The sequence below is a fragment of the Streptomyces sp. NBC_00016 genome (assembly GCF_045040885.1).
GTDB classification, from domain to species: domain Bacteria; phylum Actinomycetota; class Actinomycetes; order Streptomycetales; family Streptomycetaceae; genus Streptomyces; species Streptomyces coriariae.
On record NZ_CP108304.1, the window covers coordinates 1,002,681 to 1,020,905 of the forward strand.

The 18,225-nt window shown below is 72.4% G+C and carries 16 protein-coding genes; 7 read left to right on the forward strand and 9 right to left on the reverse strand.

Annotation, left to right across the window (positions count from 1 at the left end; genetic code table 11):
• Window positions 1-244 precede the first annotated feature (244 nt).
• Complete coding sequence (locus OG933_RS04510) at window positions 245-1,423, forward strand: cytochrome P450 (protein WP_405625494.1); 1,179 nt, start codon at window positions 245-247, stop codon at window positions 1,421-1,423.
• A gap of 101 nt (window positions 1,424-1,524) precedes the next feature.
• On the opposite strand, the gene OG933_RS04515 is transcribed toward OG933_RS04510, so the two are convergent.
• On the reverse strand, window positions 1,525-3,069 hold the full coding sequence (locus OG933_RS04515) for a sensor histidine kinase (RefSeq protein ID WP_405625496.1): 1,545 nt from the start codon (window positions 3,067-3,069) through the stop codon (window positions 1,525-1,527).
• Window positions 3,066-3,815: a response regulator transcription factor gene (locus OG933_RS04520; protein ID WP_362522032.1), complete on the reverse strand. Its 750-nt coding sequence runs from the start codon at window positions 3,813-3,815 to the stop codon at window positions 3,066-3,068. The genes OG933_RS04515 and OG933_RS04520 overlap by 4 nt, the downstream gene beginning before the upstream one ends.
• Window positions 3,816-4,050: 235 nt before the next feature.
• Between OG933_RS04520 and OG933_RS04525 the strand changes: the two genes are divergently transcribed.
• Window positions 4,051-5,403, forward strand: a complete 1,353-nt coding sequence (locus tag OG933_RS04525) for a ferredoxin reductase family protein (RefSeq protein WP_362522034.1) — start codon at window positions 4,051-4,053, stop codon at window positions 5,401-5,403.
• Window positions 5,404-5,410: 7 nt separating this feature from the next.
• A complete protein-coding gene (locus OG933_RS04530) occupies window positions 5,411-5,914 on the forward strand; it encodes an FMN-binding protein (RefSeq protein ID WP_405625497.1) in 504 nt (167 codons plus the stop codon).
• A 30-nt stretch (window positions 5,915-5,944) separates the two neighbouring features.
• Here the strand turns inward: OG933_RS04530 and OG933_RS04535 are convergent, their stop codons facing one another.
• Window positions 5,945-6,148 (reverse strand): hypothetical protein, encoded by a 204-nt coding sequence (locus OG933_RS04535; RefSeq protein ID WP_405625498.1) that lies wholly within the window; start codon window positions 6,146-6,148, stop codon window positions 5,945-5,947.
• Window positions 6,149-6,395: 247 nt separating this feature from the next.
• On the reverse strand, window positions 6,396-7,214 hold the full coding sequence (locus tag OG933_RS04540) for an anti-sigma factor antagonist (protein WP_405625499.1): 819 nt from the start codon (window positions 7,212-7,214) through the stop codon (window positions 6,396-6,398).
• 125 nt (window positions 7,215-7,339) lie between these two features.
• Between OG933_RS04540 and OG933_RS04545 the strand changes: the two genes are divergently transcribed.
• From OG933_RS04545 to OG933_RS04555, 3 genes are all read left to right on the forward strand, one after another.
• The gene (locus OG933_RS04545) at window positions 7,340-7,687 is read left to right on the forward strand and encodes a helix-turn-helix domain-containing protein (protein WP_362522039.1); all 348 of its coding nucleotides are present in this window, start codon (window positions 7,340-7,342) and stop codon (window positions 7,685-7,687) included.
• 240 nt (window positions 7,688-7,927) lie between these two features.
• Window positions 7,928-9,676: a C40 family peptidase gene (locus tag OG933_RS04550; protein WP_405625501.1), complete on the forward strand. Its 1,749-nt coding sequence runs from the start codon at window positions 7,928-7,930 to the stop codon at window positions 9,674-9,676.
• A gap of 250 nt (window positions 9,677-9,926) precedes the next feature.
• A complete protein-coding gene (locus tag OG933_RS04555) occupies window positions 9,927-11,120 on the forward strand; it encodes a cytochrome P450 (RefSeq protein ID WP_362522042.1) in 1,194 nt (397 codons plus the stop codon).
• Window positions 11,121-11,132: 12 nt separating this feature from the next.
• Here OG933_RS04555 and OG933_RS04560 read toward each other — a convergent pair whose 3' ends face one another.
• A complete protein-coding gene (locus OG933_RS04560; RefSeq protein ID WP_171401266.1) occupies window positions 11,133-11,306 on the reverse strand; it encodes a hypothetical protein in 174 nt (57 codons plus the stop codon).
• Window positions 11,307-11,496: 190 nt separating this feature from the next.
• On the opposite strand from OG933_RS04560, the gene OG933_RS04565 reads away from it, so the two are divergent.
• Window positions 11,497-12,132: a class I SAM-dependent methyltransferase gene (locus OG933_RS04565; protein ID WP_362522044.1), complete on the forward strand. Its 636-nt coding sequence runs from the start codon at window positions 11,497-11,499 to the stop codon at window positions 12,130-12,132.
• A gap of 24 nt (window positions 12,133-12,156) precedes the next feature.
• Here OG933_RS04565 and OG933_RS04570 read toward each other — a convergent pair whose 3' ends face one another.
• The 4 genes from OG933_RS04570 to OG933_RS04585 form a co-directional block, all read right to left on the reverse strand.
• Entirely contained in the window at window positions 12,157-12,729 is a 573-nt protein-coding gene (locus tag OG933_RS04570) for a phosphatase PAP2 family protein (RefSeq protein WP_362522046.1), read from the reverse strand.
• Entirely contained in the window at window positions 12,722-14,113 is a 1,392-nt protein-coding gene (locus OG933_RS04575; protein WP_405625502.1) for a diacylglycerol/lipid kinase family protein, read from the reverse strand. Before OG933_RS04575 ends, OG933_RS04570 begins: the two co-directional genes overlap by 8 nt.
• 59 nt (window positions 14,114-14,172) lie before the next feature.
• Complete coding sequence (locus OG933_RS04580) at window positions 14,173-15,957, reverse strand: hypothetical protein (protein ID WP_405625503.1); 1,785 nt, start codon at window positions 15,955-15,957, stop codon at window positions 14,173-14,175.
• A 185-nt stretch (window positions 15,958-16,142) separates the two neighbouring features.
• Window positions 16,143-18,164, reverse strand: coding sequence for a DUF1996 domain-containing protein (locus OG933_RS04585; RefSeq protein ID WP_405633234.1), 2,022 nt, complete (start codon window positions 18,162-18,164; stop codon window positions 16,143-16,145).
• Between the last annotated feature and the right edge of the window lie 61 nt (window positions 18,165-18,225).

The following is an 18,225-nucleotide window of genomic DNA, read 5'->3' on the forward strand; positions in this document are numbered from 1 at the left end:
TTGTTGTCGCTCGTCTGTCTTCCGCCCTCGTCCTTGGTCGTCCTGGCCGCGGCGGTCTTCGTGACGGTGACGGTGGGCTGCGGCCCGGCTGCCCGGCCGCTGGTCCGACAAACGGTGGCTGGGCAGGCGGCTGGTTGTGCGACCCGGGCGAATACTGGTCCCGTTCGCCGACGCTTACGCGCACACCGCGAGACTGTGCGCGTCGCCGACCGCGGTCGACCGGAACCGATTGGAGGCTGACGGCATGAACGACCCGAGCAAGGACCCTCGATTCCTGCACGACCCCTATCCCGCCTACGCGGCCATGCGGTCCGCGTGCCCAGTGCAAGCCGTGTCCACCGGCTCAAGTGGACACAGCAGCTACCTGGTCACCGGCTATGCGGAGGCCCGGCAGGCACTCGGCGACCCACGGCTCTCCAAGAACACAGCCGCCTTCTTCGCCGACAAGGAATCGCGACGCCGCCTGCACCCTGCGGTGGCGCACCACATGCTGGCCAGCGATCCACCCCAGCACACCCGCCTGCGCAAGCTGGTGACCAGGACGTTCACGACGGGGGCCGTCGCCGAACTGCGCCCGTTCATCGCCAGGGTGACCGAGACGCTGCTCGACCGGTGGCCCGTCGGCAAGCAGGTCGACTTCATCGCCGACCTGGCGGTGCCCCTGCCGGTCATCGTGATCTGCGAGCTGCTGGGTGTACCGGAGGCCGACCGACCCGAGGTCCGACACTGGTCGGGCGAGCTGTTCGCCGCCGGAAGGCCCGACCGTATCGACGCAGCGTCGCATGCCGTGGCCGAGTACATGAGCGACCTCATCGCCGCCAAGCGCCTGCGGCCAGGTGATGCGCTGCTCGACCGCCTCATCGCGACCCGCGACGGCACCGACCGATTGAGCGAGCAGGAGTTGGTCTCCCTGGCCGTGCTGCTGCTCGTCGCCGGGCACGAGACCACCACCAACTTCCTCGGCAACGCCGCCCTGGCCCTGCTCCGGCACCCTGCCGAGCTGGAACGCCTGCGCAGCGACCCGGAGGATGTCCCAGCCGTGCTGGACGAGTTGCTTCGCTTCGACTCGCCGGTCAGCACGGCCACCTTCCGGTACACCACGGAAGCCGTCACTCTCGGCGGCGCTGAGATTCCGGCCGGCGTCCCTGTGCTGGTCGCTCTTGGCGCGGCCAACCGCGATCCGGAGCGGTTTACGTCACCGGACCGACTCAACCTGGATCGGGACGCCGTCGGCCACCTGGCCTTCGGCCACGGCATCCACCGCTGCGTCGGCGCTCCCCTGGCCAAGGCCGAGGCCGACATCGCCCTGCGCGCAACTCTGGCCCGCTTCCCTGAACTCCGGCTTGCCGTCCCGCCGGATCAACTCGACTGGCGCCACACCCGCCTGGTACGCGGACTGACCTCGCTTCCCGTCCTCACCTAGGTTGCTTCTCCGAAGGGAAGGCCGGCCAGGGTCAGGGGCAGGGTCGGGGTCAGGGGCAGGGGAGGACATCGGCATCCCCGTCACCCGTCACCCGTCACCCGTCACCCGTCACCCGCGGGGACCCGTACCGTGAAGGTGGTCGAGGCGGGGGCGCTTTCGAGGGTGACGCTGCCCCCGTGGGCCTCTGCCACCGCCGCCACGATCGACAGGCCGAGGCCGGTGCCGGTGCCGCTCTGGACGCCCTCCGTGCGACGGCGGTCCCCGTGGGTGAAGCGTTCGAAGACCCTGGGCTGGACGTCCAGGGCGACGCCGGGGCCGTCGTCGTGCACTTTCAGCACCGCCGTGGGCTTCTCGGTCTCCTCGGTCTCCTCGGTCTCCAGCGAGATGGTGATCGTGGTGCCGACGGGTGTGTGCAGGCGTGCGTTGGCCAGCAGATTGGCCAGCACCTGATGGAGCCGGTGAGCATCCCCCGGCACTGTCACCGGCTCCTCGGACAGCTCCAGCGTCCAGCGGTGTCCGGGGCCGGCGGCCTGCGCGTCCGTCACCGCGTCCAGGACCAGACGGGTCAGGTCGACGGGCAGGCGCTCCAAGGGGCGGCCCGCGTCGAGGCGGGCGAGGAGCAGCAGGTCGTCGACCATCTCGCCCATGCGGGCCGCTTCGGCCTCGATGCGTTCCAGGGCCCTCGCCACCTTCTGCGGCACCGGGCCGGGGTGCAGCAGCGCCAGCTCCGCGTGGCCGCGGATCGACGCCACGGGCGTGCGCAGCTCGTGGCTGGCGTCGGCGGCAAAACTGCGCAGCCGCTCTTCGCTCGCGTGCCGCTTGGTCAGCGCTTCCTCGACGTGGCCCAGCATCGTGTTGAACGCGTCGGCGACCCGCCCGACCTCACTGCGCGGGTCGGCCTCGGGTGCGCGCGGCCACAGACCCACCTCGCCGCTGGAGAGCGGGAGCCGGCTGACCTTCGTGGCGGTCGCGGCCACCCGGCTGAGCGGTCGTAGCGACCAGCGCACCCACATCGCTCCCACGAAGCCGGCCATGGCGAGGGCGGCGCCGAAGACGACCGCGGCGACCAGTTCCAGCCGGTGGACGGTGGCCTCGACGGGCTCTGTGGGCAGCCCGGTGACCAGGACGTCGCCGTCCCTGCCCTGGACCGCCATCACCCGGTAGTCGTCCAGCGCGGAGAGGTCGATCGTGTGCCCTCTGCCGTCGGCCGGCACCGCGGCGAGCGTTCGCCTGTCCGCGGCTGCCAGTGGAACGTTCTGTGCGCCCGTGCCCGTGCTGGAACCCACCACCGCGGCGTTGGTGACCGTGTCGCCGACGAGCCGGGCTCCGAAGGTGCCGACTGTCTGACGCCGGGTGTCGCCGTCGCCGCCATCGTGGTCCGAGGGCCGGTTCCCGCCGTGCTCGAGGCTCGCCGGGAACCGTTCACCCGTCTCGCGCAGTTGCTGGTCGAGGCGGCCGGTGAGGAAGCCGTTCAGCTCCACCACCGCCGCGACCCCGACGGCCGCGCAGCTGACCGCGAGCAGCACGACGAGGCCGGCGGTGAGCCGCGCCCGCAGCGTGTGCGGCCGCGGCAGCCGGGCGGGCCAGCGCCCAGCCCCGCGCCGGAGCGGACCGCGTGCGAGGCGCTCTCGCAGCCCCGGCCTCACCGGGCCACCGGTTTGAGCACGTATCCGGCGCCCCGCACCGTGTGGATCATGGGCGAGCGTCCCGCGTCCACCTTCTTGCGCAGGTAGGAGATGTACAGCTCGACGACATGGGCCTGCCCGCCGAAGTCGTAGGACCACACGCGGTCGAGGATCTGTGCCTTGCTGAGGACGCGTCGCGGGTTGCGCATGAGGAAGCGGAGCAGTTCGAACTCCGTCGGGGACAGCTCGACGAGTTCGCCACCGCGGGTGACCTCGCGCGCCTCCTCGTCCATGATCAGGTCCCCGACGGTCAGCCGCGGCCCGTCCTCCAGCTGGCGGGCCATGCCGGCCCGGCGCAGCAGTCCCCGCAGGCGGGCGACGACCTCCTCCAGGCTGAACGGTTTCGTCACGTAGTCGTCGCCGCCCGCCGTGATGCCGGCGATGCGGTCCTCGACCGCGTCTCTGGCGGTCAGGAAGAGCACACACACGTCGGGGCGTACGGCCCGCAGCGAGCGCAGCACTGCGAAGCCGTCGGTGTCCGGGAGCATGACGTCGAGGACGATGGCGTCGGGCAGCAACTCGCGTGCCTCGGCGAGGGCGGAGACGCCGTCGCCCGCCGTGCGCACCTGCCAGCCGTCGTAGCGCAGGGCTCCGGAGAGAACCTCGGCGAGGTCGGGGTCGTCGTCGACGACGAGGACCCGGAGGGGGGCGCCGTCGGTCCGGGTCAGCACGGGGCGGCCGGAGCCGCGGGGGCGGGAAGTGTTCATCTCGGTTACCAGGATGCGGTCTCGCCGCGTCGTGAGCGGCCTTCCCGACCTCTGAGTTCGCTCTGAGTCTGCCGTGCCGCCGGCCGGCGCCGATCGCCTGGACGGCCCTCCCCACCTGCGGCGGGGCCGCGACATCCCCTCGGTCACTGAGAGCGGGCTCAGAGGTTGCGTCGGCACAGTGTCGTCCCTGACGGCCGATGAACGGGGTCGTCGGGACTGCCGAAGGGACATGCGGATGACGACGGCCTACGCGCGACAGAGGGTGGCCCCGGCGCCTCCCGCACCACGGCGCTCCCCCGTCGGCCCGGTGCTCGCCGTCCTGTGGGGAGGAGCTGCCGCCGTCGTCGCCCTGTGGTGGCACGACACGGGGTCGGTCGTGGGCGCCGCGGGCCGGCTGACGGGGGCCGGGCGGATCGCGGGACTGCTGTGCGGGTACGCCTGCGCCGTCCTCGTCGGCCTGATGGCCCGCGTCCCGCTCCTGGAGCGGCGGATCGGGGCGGACCGGGTCACGCGCTGGCACGCGATGGCGGGCCGTTACACGATCTGTCTGCTGGTCGCGCATGTCGCGCTGATCCTGCTCGGGTACGCCGCCCAGGACGGTTCCTCGATCGTGGACGAGACGCTCACCGTGGTCCTGGACTACCCCGAGATGCTCAAGGCCACCGCCGGGACCGTCATCCTGTTCGCGGTCGGGATCGTGTCGGCCCGCGCGGTGCGCCGGCGGGTCAGCCACGAGTTCTGGTTCTACACGCACCTGTTGACGTACGCGGCGGTCTTCCTCGCCTTCGGCCACCAGCTCGCCCTGGGGTCCGACCTCGTCGGCGGCGGGCCCGTCCAGGCCGCCTGGTACGCGTTGTACCTGGGCGTCGCGGCTCTGGTCCTGTGGTTCCGGATCCTCGCTCCGGTACGGCTGAACCTGCGGCACCGTCTGCGGGTGGACTCGGTGCACCGGGAGGCGCCGGGCGTGTACTCCGTCGTCGTCCGCGGCCGACGGCTGGACGAGATGGGTGCGCGCCCGGGACAGTTCCTGCGCTGGCGGTTCCTCACCGAGGGCATGCGCTGGACCTCCACGCCGTACTCCCTGTCGGCGCCGCCGCGCCCGGACCGGCTGCGCATCACCGTCAAGGCGCTGGGCGACCACAGTGCCGCCGTCGGCCTGCTGCGGCCGGGCACCCGCGTGTGGGCGGAGGGGCCGTACGGGGCGCTGACCGCGGACCGGCAGAGCGCGCACAAGTCCCTGCTGATCGCGGGCGGCGTCGGCGTCACCCCGCTGCGGGCCCTGTTCGAGACGCTGCCCGGCGACGTCACCCTCCTCTACCGCGCCCGCACCGCCGAGGACCTCGCCCTGGGCGCCGAGCTGGAGGCCGTCGCGCGGTGGCGCGGGGCGAAGGTGCACTACGCGCTCAACGGTCCGCACGGCCGGCGCCCCGACCTCACGGCCCGGAGCCTGCGAGCAGTCGTACCCGACCTGGCGGCCCACGACGTGTACCTGTGCGGCCCGCACGGATTCGCGCAGGACCTGTACGAGGCACTGCGCGCCGCCGGGGTCCCGGACAGCCGTATCCACCACGAGTCCTTCGAGCTGTGAGGCCGTCTTGCACACGTTGAAGAAGAACCGCCCGCTGCGCCGCATCGTGCTGGCGAGCGCCGCGACCGTCTCCGGGATGGTCCTGCTGCTTTCGCTGAAGCCGCACACGACGCCGGCCGTCGCCGGGTTGGCGTCCTCCCCCGCGCCCTCCAGCAGCTCCAGCGCGTCGAGCGGGACGGCCGGGTCGGACGGGACAACCGGGTCGGACGGGTCGAGCGGATCCGCCGCCACGGGAACCCGGTCCCTCACCGGGGACTCCGTCCAGACCCGCTGGGGCCCCGTCCAGGTCCGCGTCACGCTGAAGGACGGCAAGCTCACCGACGTCACCGCGGTCACCTACCCCCAGGAGAACCCGAGGGACCAGCAGATCAACGCCTATGCCATCCCGCAGCTGACCCGAGAGGCGCTCACGGCCCAGAGCGCCGACATCGACACCGTCTCGGGAGCCACGTACACCAGTGACGGCTACCGCCAGTCGCTCCAGTCGGCACTGGACTCCGCGAGCGGCTGACGCCCGCCACGGCCCTACGGCCCAATGGCCCTACGCCTTCCGCGCCGACACCCACCCCATCAGCGTGGTGCCGCCGCTCTCGGGCCTGCCCAGTTCCAGTCGACCGCCCAGCTGCTCCGCGCGTTCCGCCGTGTTGCGCAGTGGGACACCAGCCGCGTGCCATGGGAGGTGCGCGGGATCCTGCGTGCGTACGGAGCTGTACGAAAATGTTTCGTAACCGAGGGATTTCTCCACCTTGTCCCTGGTGTGAATGACGTGTCAGTGTCCCGGTCCAGCAGGCAGACCGCCTCTGCGGCCATCCGACGGGATCGCCGGGCGTTCAGCGCCTCGGACGGCTGCGGAACGGGCCTCCGACGCCCCGAAGCCCTGGTCGGGCTCGATTCGGGCTCGATTCGGCCGTCACGCACGCACTCCTCGCGCAGGGAGGTCGTGATGTCCCGGTCGTGGTTGATGACGATCACGGTTGTGCCGGCTCGTCCGGTCAGGCCGAGGGGGCCTCCGACCTGACCTTGGCCACCGCCGCGGCCACCTGCTCCTGTACTGCGTCCGCGGGCGGTTCGCCCAGTACGGCGGCGACCAGGTCGCGGGCGAGGTGGTACAGCTTGGTGTTGGTGTTCTGGGAGGCCAGGACCAGGACCCGCCAGGACTCCTCGACGCCCAGTCCGAAGGACGCCATGAGGATGCCGCGGGCCAGGTCGATCACCGGACGGGTCTGCATGGCGCGCCGCAGCTGGACGACCTCGATGCGAAGGTCCTCCAGAGCACCGGCGTCAAGGGCGCGGTCGTCCGAGGCGCGGTCGTCAGGGGCGCGGTCGTCAGGGGCTGCGGCCTGGGCGTCACCACGGCCCGGCGCACCCTCGCGGGCCCCGCCGCCGGCCCCGGCGGAGCCGGTGGCGTGGGGGCCGGGGGCGTCGAACAGCATCCGGGTGCCGGTGAGGGTCAGCAGCCGGTCCACCGCGGGGCCGACCGTACGCAGGGCGACCGTCTTCCCCTGCTTCAGGCTCTGCTCGTGCAGGCCGATCAGCACGTTCAGTGCGGAGCAGTCACAGAACTCGACGCCGCCGAGTTCCAGATCGACCCCGCCCACCGCGGCACCGAGCGCCGCACGCAGGGTGTGTGCCAGCTGCTCGGCCGAGTCGAGGTCGAGTTCGCCCCGTACCGCCACGACGACACGGTCGCCGTCGGGACGGACACCGATCCGGGGCGCGGGGCCCCGGTGAACGGGACGCGCCCCGTTCACCTCCGCGCCGGCGCAGGCGTCGCCGCCTCCGGTGTTCACACCACGAGCTGGTTCCGACATGACCGCCTCCCCGGTCAGTCCACTGGTCACCTCCAGATTCACCCGCCGCCCGTCACACGTCAACAGATACACGAAATAAAGTTCCGGCCTTTGTATACGTGAATGCTCAGCCGTACAATCGCCCCATGGATGGAGTGCCCGAGTCACACAACGGATGGACGTTCCTCACCAACCACGCCCGCGTGTTGGCGGCCATCGCCGACAACCACAGCGCCCGCATCCGGGATCTCGCCGCACACTGCCGGCTCACCGAACGGGCGGTCCAGAAAATCATCGCGGACCTGGAACAGGACGGCTATCTGTCCCACACGAGAGAAGGACGGGGCAACACCTACCGGGTCGAGTCCGGCAAGGTGCTGCGCCACCCCGCCGAGGCGGGGCTGAGCGTGGCGGCCCTGCTCTCCCTGCTGGCCCAGGACGACGCGGGCCGCGCCCTGAACCCGAAGACCGAGGCGGCCGACCCCCGTTCGTGACCGGTCCGCGACGGTCCGTACAGCGAGCAAACCTCCTGACGGCCACGAGAGACGAAGGTCACGAATACGTATCGGACATTTGGCGCTTCAATCTTCACGCCAGCCACACAAGTTGGTTAAGTTGACGCCCAGGCCGTACGACTGCCCGTCAGGGCAGGGGGCTTGGGGGCACCTGGCAACAAGGGTCGCCCGGATTCCGCCGCCGAACGGCAGGCGGAGGACGGAAGGAGTACGTCTTCCATGGCGACGGATCGCAGCCCGCGCTCCCCAGGCAGCAACACCGATGAGCCGAGTCGGGCGGAGATCCAGGAGCGGGTCAGCTCGCTCTACGACCGGGCCGAGAGCGACACCGGCAGCTACAACATCACGCGCGCCCAGTCGAGCAGGACCCGCGGGAGGGTCACGTCCGTCGCCAACAGCGGGCGCGGGTCGACAGATCCGTCGCTCGAAGCGGTGGCCAAGCAGTGGTTCGACGTGGCCCGCGGCAGGGTCGGGCCGGTCACGCCCGCCGTACTGCCGGCCGACCGCCGGCCCGCCCCTCCGGCCCGGGCCGCGCGCCCGGCGAGTGCCCCGGAGCGGCCCGCCGACAGCTCCGCCGTACGGGAGTTGGAAGCGGCCACCCGCCGCGTCCCGGAACTGACCGCGCGCGCCGTCGCCGCCCTCCCCGCGGCACCCGAGCCGCGCCAGGAGCCCAGGGCCCTGCTGCCCGCCGTCCCCACCCAGGCCCCAGCCCCCGCCCAGACCGGCTCCCCCGCCGCCACTCCCACGGACCGGCAGGCCTCGCTCAAGAACACCAAGGAGCAGATCGGGCGGAAGCTCGTCACGGCCCGGGAGGTGCTGGCGCGAGCTCTCGCCCAGCCCATGCCGGCCCTGCCCGCGCCGGCCGCCCCCGCCCTGCCCGCACCCGCCCTGCCCGCGTCCGCGCCGGCCGTGTCTTCCCAGCCCACGTCCGTCCTGCCCACGATCGGGACGCAGCCGGCCGAGGCGCAGCCGGTGCAGCAGCCCTGGGACACCGCGGAGCAGCAGGCGTTCCGCGCCGAGATCACCGCCGCATGGGCGGGACGGCCGCCCGCCGCCACCCCCGGCACGGCGTCACCGACCGGCGGGGACGGGCTTCTCCCGACCGGTGAACTCGGCTTCGCCGCACCGGCGTCGGGCTTCATGACACCCGAAACCGCCTTCCCCGCACCCGCACCCGCACCCGCACCCGCACCCGTGCCGGACTACCTGGCATCCGAACTCGGATTCACCACACCGCCGTTCGGCTATGCGCCGTCCGAACTCGACATGCCCGCAACGGAATCCGGCTTCATGGCTTCCGGCGTCGCCGCCCCGGCCGCGCCCGCGTCCGGCTACCCGACGCCGGAACTCCCCTTCACCACAACGCCGTCGGGCTACGCGACGTCCGAACTTCCGCTCTCCGTACCGGCGTCCGGCTTCGCGGCGGCCGGTCCGGCGCCCGCCGCGCCCATGCCGAGCTACCAGGCCTCCGAGGTGGACGTACTGACCGCCGGTGCCGGTTATCCGGCACCGGCCGGTGTCGCGGCCCCCGCCGCCCCGCTCCCCGAGGCCCTCCCCGCGGCCGTCGCCCCCACCGATGTCACGGTCAGCACCACCGGGACGGCCTACCTGGGGAAGGCGGACAAGGCCCTCGCCTTCGCCCGCGCACAGATCGGCCGACCGTGCCTGTGGGGGGCGACGGGACCGGAGTCCTACGACTGCTCCAGCCTCACGCAGGCCGCGTGGCGGGCCGCCGGGGTGACGCTGCCGCGCTCCGCCATCGACCAGGCGAAGGCCTTCACCCGGATCAGCCTGGCCGAACTCCGCCCCGGCGACCTCGTCTTCTTCTTCGACGACCTCAGCCACACCGGCCTGTGCACGGGCAACGGCATGATGATCCACGCTCCGGGTCCGGGCAGGTTCATCCGCGAGGAGGCGATCCTGCCGTTCGGGGAGGGCGCCCTGCGCGGCGCCGTCCGACCCGCCTGAGGTCCGGCGAGCCCTGCCGGGCGAGAGGGGTGCACGCCCGGCGGTGCACGCCCGGCGGTCCTGTCCGTCGGTGCCTGTCCGTCGGTGCCTGTCCGTCGGTGCCTGTCCGTCGGTGCCTGTCCGTCGGTGCCTGTCCGTCGGTGGGTGTCTGCCGGTGGCTGTCTGCCGGTGCGTGCGTGGCCGGTAATGGGGCATCGCGGGGGCGGCCGGCCCGGCGACACTGGCGTCCGGTGCGGCGAATGGGGGCCCGATGGGGGACGCGCGGGAGAGTGTGCGCAAGGTCGAGCGGGAGCAGGAGCCCGGCCGGCCGGGCTGCCCGGTGCGCCGTGGCGCGGACGGCACATGGGAGGTCCGTGGGTACGCGGCCGCCCGTGAGGTGCTGCGCGCCACGGACACGGTGCAGGCCGGACTCGGCATCGAGACCGTGGAGAAGCTGCCGGCGCGCGTCCGCCGTCCCGTGCTCTACCAGGACGGTCCCGGACACCGCGAACAGCGGCGGCAGACCGCCCGGTTCTTCACCCCGCGGCGCGTGGACGAGCACTACCGCGAGCTGATGACGCGGGTCGCCGAGGAGCAGACGGCGGCGCTCCGGGCCGCCGGTACGGCACAGCTGTCCGACCTGAGCTTCACCATGGCCATCGAGGTGGTGAGCGACATCATCGGGCTCACCCACAGCCGCCCGGGACTCAAGTCCAGGCTGGAGCGCTTCTTTCCCGAGGAGTTCGGGCAGCCGGGGCTGACCAGCCTCCGGGGTCTCCACTGGCTGCTGCGCCAGAACACGAACTGGCTGCGCATCCATCTCGCCGACGTCCGCCCGGCGATCCGCGCGCACCGGAAGCAGAAGCGGGACGACCTGATCTCCCATCTGCTGGCCGAGGGATGCTCGGGCGCGGAGATCCTCGGTGAGTGCCTGACGTACGCGGCGGCGGGCATGGTCACCACCCGCGAGTTCATCTGCGTGGCCGCCTGGCACCTGTTCGACGACGCGGAGTTGCTCGCCCGGTACCGCGCGGCCGAGGAGCCGGAGCGGCTGGATCTGCTCCGGGAGGTCCTTCGGCTCGAACCGGCCGTGGGGCGCCTGGCCCGCCGGGCCACCGCGCCGATGCGGGTCGGTGAAGCGTCGATCGGAGCCGGTGAGCTGCTCACCGTCTTCGTCGACGAGGCCAACGCGGACCCGGACGTCGTGGGCCGCGACCCGGACCTGTTGCGGCCGGGCCGGCTGCGGGACCTGGGGCCGGGTCCTGCGGGGCTCGCCTTCGGCGACGGCGCCCACCGCTGTCCGGGCGCCGCAGTCGCCGTCCTGGAGGCGGACGTCCTGCTCAGCCGGCTCTTCGCACTGGACGGCCTGCGGATGACCGGCCGGCCGCGGGTGTCGTTCAAGGACGAGATCGGCGGCTACGAGATCCGGGAACTGACGGTGACCGTGCCGAGGTCGGCGAGGTGAGCCGCTCCGCCCTCAGCGCATCGCGGAGTTCGGGCGCGCCTGAGCCCGCCTGGCGTTGTTGTAGGCGCGCAGGAGGTGTTTCGAGACGGCGCACGGCGACATGTCGAAGTGGCACTGACGGCAGGTGCGTACGTGCTCCTCATAGGCGGTACGGGACTCTTGCAGAGCGTCCTCAAGCGAGGGCATGGGGGTCCTCCGAACGAAGCGACGGTTACCGGGGGGCTTGGCTACTCACCAGTAGGGCCCGCGTCAAGAGGATTGGATCATGTTACTTACGGTAGTGGAAAATACGATTCCGGCCGTTTCCCGGAACGCGAGGTCCTGACCGGTGCACCATGGCGCGCGGGACTCACACACCACCACGAAGGGAACCGGCTTGGTCGGCGAGGACGGCGGGCAGCGTGCGGCGCGGGTGTTCGACGCGCTGGGGCCCGTGTACGAGAAGGCGTTCGCGCACTCGGAGGCGCACCGCAGATCCCTGGAGTGGCTGCTGGGGCGGCTCGCCCCGGGCGGTCGGGTGCTGGATGTCGGCAGCGGCACGGGGCGGCCGACGGCCGAGACCCTCGCCGGGGCGGGCCACCACGTGCTCGGCGTCGACGTCTCCCCCGTCATGGTGGAGCTGGCCGCCCGGCAGGTGCCCGAGGCGGAGTTCCGGTGCCTCGACGCACGTGAACTTCCGCTGGAAGAAGGCTCGTTGGACGCGGTCTGCGTGTACTTCTCGCTGCTTCAGCTGGACCGGGCGCAGCAGTCCGAGCTGATCGGGCGGCTGGCCCGGGCGCTCCGGCCGGGCGGCAGTCTCGCGCTCGCCACCGTGCCGCTGGACGTGGCGGGTGTCGACGCCGTGTTCATGGGGCAGCCCGTGCGGGTGACCAGCTTCGCCGGCGAGGCTCTCGTCGACGTGGTCACCGGGGCCGGCCTGACCGTGCTGGCCGAGGAGAACGTGCTGTTCACCCCCGACCATCCCGAGGCCGTGCCGGAGCCCCACCTCTTCCTCCACTGCGGCAGGGAGTAGGCCCGCCCGGGCCTCCCGGCCCGCTCAGGCGCCCTTACGGGCGGTGAGCGCCAGGACCAGCGCCGCCGAGCCCGTGCCCAGCAGCGCTCCGGCCACGACGTCGCCCGGGTAGTGCACCCCGGTGTGGACCCGCGAGTAGCCCACCGCGCAGGCGAGCAGCCCCAGCGGCACCGCGGAGACCGGCAGGGTCGGGCCGACCGCGGCGGCGAAGGCGACGGCCGAGGCGGTGTGCCCGGACGGGAAGGACGCGGACTGCGGCATCGGCACGTGCCGCCCCGGGAACGGCGAGTCCTCGGCGCGGTGCGGTCGCGGCCGGCGCACGAGCTTCTTGCCGAGCAGGTTGGCGGTGGCCGAGGCGACCCCGATCGCCGCGACCCCGAGCACGGCGGCACGGCGCGGGCGACGGCCGCACAGGGCGAGCCCGGCGGCGACCCCGAAGGACAGCTTGGAGTGGTCGGCGGCCGCGGACAGCCGGCGCAGCGCGCTGTCCAGGGTGGGCGTTCTGGTCACGGTGACCGTCTCGTACAGCGCCTGGTCCATGGTCGCGAGGTCACGGACCAGATGCGAGGTCGGGAGATTCGGCAGACGGTCAGACATCGTAGGCCTCCTTGATCGTACGAGAGTCGGTATGGCCGAGCGCGAGGCGGACGATGCGCCGCCAGTCGACCGTGGGCGGCGCGTAGGCCGCGCCGGGGCGGTGCCGGGGCACCCGGACCCGCAGCACGGCGGGCCGTACCGTGCACACGACGGGGGTGGCCAGTTCGAGCGCCTCGCCGTCGACGGCCACCGCGATGCGCTCACGGTCCGCCCCGACGACGACGCGCCGGGACGTCACCGAGGTGATGCTGCCCGCGCGCTCGCCGAGCAGCGCGAGTTCGGCGGCCTGGGCCGCGCCCTCCACCCGGACGCCGATCACCCCGAGCAGTCCGGCGTCCAGCCGGGGCCGGCGTCCGCCGCCGAGCGGGTCGGCGCGGGCGTAGGCGTTGTTGCTGACCAGCAGGGCCTGCGGCGCGCGCACATGGGTGTCGTCCGTCTGGACGTCCAGGGTCGGGCCGGCCTCGCCCTGGAGCAGGTCGGGCAGATGATCGAGTGCGGTGGCGGCCTTGGCATCGCGGTAGTCGGGGCTCTGCACTATCTCCGCGTACGCCCCGAAGGAGACGGTGTTGACGAAGGCCCGCCCGCCGACGTCGCCGAGGTCCACGCGGAGTTCGACGCCGTTGGTGAGGGCGTCGAGGCTGCGTGTGGGGTCGGTGCGGTCGAGGCCGAGGTCCATGGCGAAGTGGTTGCGGGTGCCGGCGGCGATCACCAGGAAGGGCACGTCGTGTTCGGCGGCGACGGCCGCGACCAGTGCCTGGGTGCCGTCACCGCCCGCGACGCCGAGCAGGTCCGCGCCCTCGGCGACGGCCTGCCGGGCCTCCGCCTCCGGATCGGTGTAGGTGTCGTCGGTGCCGAGCACGACCACCCGGGCACCGAGCGCCTCGGCGCGCTCGACGAGACCGTGCTTGACGACCTTGCCGCCGCCCGAGCGCACGTTCATGATCAGGACCGGCCGGCGCGGCGGCGGGGTCTTCCGGCCGTGCATGCCCTTGGGACGGCGCACGCTGCGCAGCGAGGCCCGCGCCGAGCCCAGGGCCCCGGCCCACAGCGCGAGTGCCCCCACCGCCACCGGCCACAGACCGGACAGGGCGTACAGCACCACGACGCCCACCGGCGCGGTGACGGCCACCAGCCCGCCGAGCAGCCGGGCGCCGCCCCGGTGCGCCAGCATCCACCACACGCCCGCCCCCGCCAGCGCGAGGAGGACGAACCCGATGAACAGGACCAGCCAGCCGCCGGATCCCGCGCCCGCCATCACCACCGCGACACAGGCGGCGACCAGCACCAGGGCGAGCCGCGCCCAGCCCCGTGCACGGGCGACGGCGTCCCGCTGCGCCGGGCCGATGTGCGGCAGCGACCATTTCTTCCCACGTGTCTCGTTCATCGTGCGCCCGCCATGCTCCGAGGCCCCCTCTTGTGCGTCGACCGCGCCGACGATCTCGATCAATTGTCCATGGCGCAGCACCCGGATGTGACCGAGGTCCCGGTACCGGTACCGGTACCGGTGCCCGTGTCGGTGCCCGTGCCCGTGCCCTTGCCCGCGTCGGTGTCGGTGTCGGTGTCGGTGTCGGTGTCGAGACGGCAGAAGCAGGACGCCCGGACGGGTACGTCGGCCAGGGCGGTGGCGAACTTCAGCTGCTGGGCCACGATCCGCGCCTCGGCCTCCTTGCCCAGCCGGACCAGGCACTCGTGGTAGCCGTGCAGGGACCACACGTTGCCGGGGTGCTGGGACGGGCGGGGCAGTGTGTCGTCCAGTCCGAGGTCGGCGCGGTAGACCGCCTCGGCCTCCTCGATCCGCCCCTGCTCCAGCAGCAGGGCGCCGTACGCGTGCCGGGTGGGCTGCATCCAGCCCCAGGGCTCGTCGTAGGGGAGGCGGTCGTCCAGGTCGACGGACCGTTCCAGGGCGGCGAAGGCGAGGTCGTGGTTGCCCCTGCGGTACTCCAGTTCGCCGTCGAGCATGGCGGACGCGATCGCGAGGATGTCCCGGCAGGTGTTGTTGAACAGCATCCGGGTCTCGGGCACCCGGTCGGCCGCCGAGCGGAACAGGACGCGCTCGGCCTCGGCCTCGGGCACCCGGCCGGTGGCGGAGAGCGCGACACCGCGGGCGTAGTGGCGCATCGCGGTGGTCACGCTGTGCAGGACCGGGTCGGCGGGCGGCGGCACGTCGAGGATGTCCTGCCAGCGGCCGAAGCGGATCAGCACATGGAACCGCATGCCGCGGAACGCCTCCAGCCAGTCGGCCATGGGAGGGCTCGGCACGCGCAGCAGCTCCTCCGGGATGGAGGCTTCCAGACGTTCCGCGGTCTCCAGCGCGGTCCGGTACCGGCCCAGGAACATCGCGCCGTAGATCTTGAAGTGGTAGTTGTGCGAGCGGTACAGCGTGTAGAAGTTCATCGCGCCGGAGCGCGTCCGGTACTTCTCGTCGGCGGTGATCGCGGCGGTGTTGTCCGTGGCGACGCGCCGGTAGTCGCCGCACAGCACGTCGAGGTGCGAGGGCATGTGCTGGAGGTGTCCGGCGTCGGGGACCAGGCCGCGCAGCCGGTCGGCGACCTGGAGGGCGGCCTCGGGTGTGGGTGACATCTCCATGAGGTGGATGTAGAAGTGCAGGACTCCCGGATGTTCGGCCGCGGCCCCGTCGGCCAGGGCGCGGTCGAGCACCGCCTTCGCCTCCGGTGTGCGGGCACCTTCGGCGGGCCGGCCCGTGGGCAGGTCCCACAGCTGCCAGGGCGTGAGGTTCATCAGGGCGTCGGCGTACAGGGCGGCGACGTCGAGGTCGTCGGGGGCCAGTTCGTGGACGGCCCGCATGGCGTCGGCGTAGGGCTCGTTCCACACCGAGCAGTCCTCGGCGGGGCGGGTCTGCGGGTAGCGGGCGCGCAGCGCGCCGATCAGGGCCCGCTCGACGGGGGTGGCGGTCTCGGCCTTCCGGTGGGCAAGTTCGACGGCTTCGTGCGTACGGGCGACGGTCCGCGCGAGGTCCTGGTCGTCGAAGAACTCCCACGGTTTGTTGTAGTTGGGGCCGAGCGCGTACGCGATGCCCCAGTGGGCCATGGCGCAGTCGGGGTCGGCGCGGACCGCGGTCTCGAAACAGGCGACGGCTTCCTCGTGGTGAAAGGCGTACGACCAGACCAGTCCGCGGTCGAACCACAGTTGGGCCTCGGCGGACGAGGTCGTCACGGACCGGCCGTGGGTGCCGAGGTCGTAGTAGTCCCCGGACGTCGTGTGCTCCATGCGTCTCCCGTCGTCGCGCGCTTCGAACGACGTATACCCTGCGGCCGGCGCGGCGGCGATGGCTCGTGCGCGGGAGCACCCGTACGGGGGCCGGGGACCGACGGGTCGCACCGAGGGCCCGTCGGCAGTCCGACGGGCCCTCGGTGGAGTGGCGCTGGCTCAGTGCTGAGTCTCAGTGCTGCGTCTCAGTACTTACGGCGTGCGTTGCGGAACAGGACGCCGAAGCCGGCGATCACCAGCAGCCCTCCGGCGGCCGCGGGCCAGAGATTGGCGCCGGTCTCGGCGAGACCGCCCTGCACCGCCTGGGGTTCGGTCCCGCCCGGGACGGTGGTGTCGGCGCCCGTGCCGGCCGGGGTCTGCGACTGCTCGGGCGTGGCCGCGGGGGCGGCGGTCGCCGGGGAGCCGATCTCGCCGCCCGAGCCGGCGGCGGGCGCCGAGGTGGCCGCCTTGGCCGACGGCTTCGTGTAGACGCGGGGGTCGGCGGTCGCGGAGGCGCCACCGGCACCGTTGCCGCCCGTGTCGGGCTCGGTGTCGGCGGGTTCGGTGGTCGCGGGCTGCTCGGGAGCCTGCGACGGCTCCTGCGTGCCCTCGCCGGAACCGTTGCCGGCGTTGCCGTTGCCGTTGCCGTTGTCGGCGCCGCCGCCGTTGTCGCCATTGCCGCCGTTGTCGGCGCCACCGTTGTCGCCGCCGTTGTCGGCACCGCCACCGTTGTCGCCGCCGCCGTTGTCGCCGCCGCCGTTGTCGCCGCCGCCGTTGTCGCCGCCGCCGGTGCCGGCGCCGCAGGTGCGGCCGTCGTTGATGCAGTCGACCATCTCGCCCATCAGGTCCTCGTCGAAGACGTTGATGAAGTCACCGTGGTCGGTCACCGGCTTGTGCAGCTGCTCCGGGAAGGAGTCCACCGCGAACAACGGAGTCGTCTTGCCGCCGTCCTGGAGGCTCGGCGCGTCGACGTCGTACACGATGCGCTGCACCAGCTGCGGAACGGCCTTGAAGCCGTTCGGGCAGGTGCCGTCGGCGGCGGCGAAGGCCACGTGGGTGCGGTGGTTGGCACTGTCGATGTTGCTGCCGTCCCAGCAGCTCTGGAAACGGAAGGTGCGCACCACGTCGCTGCCGGACGGGCAGATCGGGTACTTGTCCTTCAGCTGCCGGTCCTCGAAGCCGGTGCAGCTCCAGGACGCGTTGGCGTTGGCCGTGCCGTTGACGAAGGCCTTGGCGTCGCCGGTGATGACCCGGAGCAGCCGGGGCATGGCGGTGACCTTCTCACGCGGGTTGCCGACGAAGGTCAGGGTGACCTCCTTGGGCGTGACGATCTCGCCGGCGTTGCCCTCGATGCCACCGCCGGGCTTCTGCGCGTCCTGCTCCTGGTTGCCGTTCTGCAGACGCACCACGGGCCAGTAGTAGGTGGACTTGTCGCCCTGGTCGACACAGCTCGTGCCGGCGTTCGCCAGGTCGTCGTCGGACGCGAAGGCGTCGTTGGACTGGTTGCCGACGTAGTCGTGGAAGTGGTGGGCGCCGTTGGTGACGCCCGGGGCGACGATCACGTTGTCGGAGTTGAACACGCCGTTCGCGTTCACGCCGCAGCTGGTGGCGAAGGTGCCGCGGGAGGGGCCTGAGCTGGGATCCGGGGTCTGCTGCGTCGGCTGGACGGCGTTGATGTCGGCGTAGTCCGCGGCGACGGGGCCGTTTCCGGCCTGACCGCCGTTGCCCTGCTGCCCCTGGTCGCCCTGCTGGTCTCCGCCGCCGTTCTGGTCTCCGTCGCCGTTCTGGTCGTCGCCCGCCTGGTCGCCGTCCTGGTTCTCGTCGCCGTTGCCGTCGGCGCCTTCGTCGGCCTGGTCGTCGTTGGCACGCAGGGTGCAGGCGGCGAGGTCCTCCAGGCCCTCGGGACGGTCACCGGCCCGGTCGATGGAGTCCGCGATGCGCTGGATCGTCGCGCCGCGCTTCTCCTTCAACGGGTCCATGACCGCGTTGTCGGCGAACTCCGCGTCCTGCCGCACCGATTCCGCCGACTCCTGGAGCTTGCGGTAGGCCTCGGCGATCTGCTCGTCCAGCAGGGCGAGTTCGCGGGCGACCTCGGGCGAGGCCTGCTCCGGGACGTCGGTCAGCTTGCTGCCGACGTCCGGGCAGTCGATGGTGACGGCGCTGTTGCCGCCCTGTCCCGAGGCGTCGGAACCATCTTCGGTGGCCGATGCGTAGACGTTCACCCCCATCAGTCCACCGCCGCCGATGATGAGCGCCAGCGCCGCAAAAGTCGCTCGTCGCCCGCCCGTC